2 protein-coding genes are annotated in these 2,553 nt (G+C 43.4%); both read right to left on the bottom strand.

The annotated features are described in order from the left end of the window. Window positions 1-216 precede the first annotated feature (216 nt). Window positions 217-1,437: a hypothetical protein gene (locus AC5JL8_RS11050; RefSeq protein WP_495879824.1), complete on the bottom strand. Its 1,221-nt coding sequence runs from the start codon at window positions 1,435-1,437 to the stop codon at window positions 217-219. Next, the gene (locus tag AC5JL8_RS11045) at window positions 1,438-1,890 is read right to left on the bottom strand and encodes a hypothetical protein (RefSeq protein WP_495879823.1); all 453 of its coding nucleotides are present in this window, start codon (window positions 1,888-1,890) and stop codon (window positions 1,438-1,440) included. Between the last annotated feature and the right edge of the window lie 663 nt (window positions 1,891-2,553).

Raw genomic sequence — 2,553 nt, 5'->3', positions numbered from 1 at the left:
GATATTTGGTATTAATTATTAGGGAGTTTAGCGGCTATTACTGACCTCTATAAGTCTAAGCTGCCGAGATTTATCAATCTAAATAATATTTTTATTCACCCAAAAAGGTAATCAATTATTCTATCTATTAGGATGACCTCTTACCAGCAGCAAACTGTTATTTCTTGAGTGACATTTTGCAGTGGTCGTCTACAAAATGTCACTTGTTAACCGACTTCAAGGTTCAAGCATCGGTAAGAAGTTCCTCCATCCGTCTCTTTTGGCAGCTTCAGTCGAATTGGTTGTTGCTGGTTTTGATTCGGCTTGAGGGACTAACGGCTGTTTACGGTCATACTTGAAATTTAGATCCAACGTCGTGATGTAATTCATGTGTGAACCCCAAACATCAGCCAATCTACTACCTAATTTATGAGTATCCAGCACTGTGGGAACTTTCACACCGCCATCCCAAATAATCGGTATTGCTTCTTCTTCAAAAAATTGGGTCAACTCAGAGCGTACAAATTCACCAGTTCCCCCACACAAGAGAACTTCATCAATCGATGCAATATTTCTAATCCACCGCACTAGCGCGCGGCAATACTCCCGACGCACAAGATTTAAGGACTGTTGAAATAAAGCCAAGTCTTTTTCGACATCAGCAGATTTAGTTTTGCGTGATAAAGAGCGCAGTGCCGAAAAGTTTTCTTTTGCTGCTTCAACCAAAGCGAGTGGCACACGTAAATCATCCTTCGATAAACCGGCCGCCGTGTGTTCTACAAATCTTTCTACCAACCAATTCATTCCCAAATCTGTGGATTCAGCTTTGACTGTGTTTCCGGCCTGAATGACCATAAAACTGGCATTGCGATAACCCAGCATGAGCATTCCAATAGTTTTGCGAGAGTAGGCTGCTCCTAAAGTGCGTCGGTGGGCAGCCAGAACACCCGAACCCTCTATAGAAACACAAAAATTGCGCTGTCTGAGTTTTAATTTCCCTGTGGGTGTGACAATTCCTCCTTTGAGGGCCGCCAACAACTGTTTCCCTAAAGCTGAACCATCTTTGTATTCACCAGTCGGCAGTAACAAATGTACAAAAACATCAGCTTCTTTTAACTCCAGATGTTGACAGGCTAACCATAGTAAGCCTGCCAGCTTCGGTAAGGCGTACTGATATTTTAAATCTCGAATTGCTGATGTACCTGCAAATATAGTTTTAGCCAAACTGCCCAAAACATAGTATTCGGAGCTTATACCTACCCATGCCGCATCACTATTTTTAGGGTCAATATCTAGCCCAACAGCAGATTCTTTTTCTACATCTGCAACTTCTGGACTCATAGTAATAACTCGCGGCACACCATCAGGATAGATTTGCACGATGAGCTTATTAAGACTTGCTCCCAAATCACAGGTGACAACCAGCTTAGTTAAATCAGACTTACCTTGATCAGTCATTTATTCAACCCCTCTAAGCGTATTATTCATTGCCACCATTTCCTCTGAGAGTTGAAAATCTCCACCCCAGTTCTCTTCATCACCCCAGTTATCTTCGTCATCTTCTTTATCTGGCTGTTGTAACTGTGGTTGAGGTAAGTTTTGCTCCAGAGGAGTAGACGCTTGTACTTGTGTGACTGGTGTTGCAGAAACGAAAGCACTGCCCAACTCGATTTTACAGTTGATAGAAATTGTGTTGGCTTGTGCTTGTAGGTTAGGGATAGCCCACGCAGCAGATGAATGTACATCTTCAATACTTTGCCCGTGCTTTTTCAAAGCTAAAGGCAACCAGTAAGCCCGTAACGCCAACAGGATGGCTTCAGTTGAACTCATACCTAAAGGGCCGGAATTAAGATAGTTGATCAACTTGCCATCAACAGAATCAAGTGACCGCTTGATTGAAATCCTTTCCATCTAAGTGTTTAAAAGGTAGTAATTTATTCAGCCTGGTACTAGGCATTTTTTGACGCTAAAAGTAATTAATTAGCGACTATTAGGCGGAAAAAAACGCCCAATACACCTATTATTAGCGTAAAAACCCGCAAAAATGGGGGCGAAAAAAGCGGATTATAGCCGCCAATAGCGTCCGTGGAGCTACTGAAAAAGGGGTTTTCGGGTAGGGTATTTTAAAGGTGTACTCACTTTACTTTCGCGCCCCTTCGGGGTGGCTTCGCCATCCTTCGCTTCGCTCAGGACGCAAAAGTAGTTCGCCCTGCCGGGAGCGTGAATGTTGCACTTGTGTTACTCAACTGGTGAAAAAAATTCATGCAGCTGCATGGGCTGTTATAAAACTACCCCCACCTGCCTAGCGGCTCCCGCCAAAAGCCAGTGATGAAAATAGCAATTCATCCCATCTGAGCGAACCACATCGGGTTTAAATGCTCTTGCCTGTGCTAAAAAGCCAATAACTATCTATACTGCTGTTAGCAAGACAGCAGGCAAGGCAAGCTGATGGCACTGCCACATATTTTCTCCGGCTCAGTATCAAATTCATTGTTTGGCCTTGAGTTGCTGAATCAGCTTACGCTCAGATAGGGTCAACAGATTCCACACAGCAGATTTAAACTCAGGAGTCCA

Source organism: Mojavia sp. (assembly GCF_059505145.1).
This window is presented reverse-complemented; position numbering and strand designations above follow the sequence as displayed.

Excerpts from the sequence above, each read along its gene's own strand:
- AC5JL8_RS11050 (WP_495879824.1), bottom strand. The coding sequence starts at position 1,437 with ATGACTGATCAAGGTAAGTCTGATTTAACTAAGCTGGTTGTCACCTGT.
- AC5JL8_RS11045 (WP_495879823.1), bottom strand. The coding sequence starts at position 1,890 with ATGGAAAGGATTTCAATCAAGCGGTCACTTGATTCTGTTGATGGCAAG.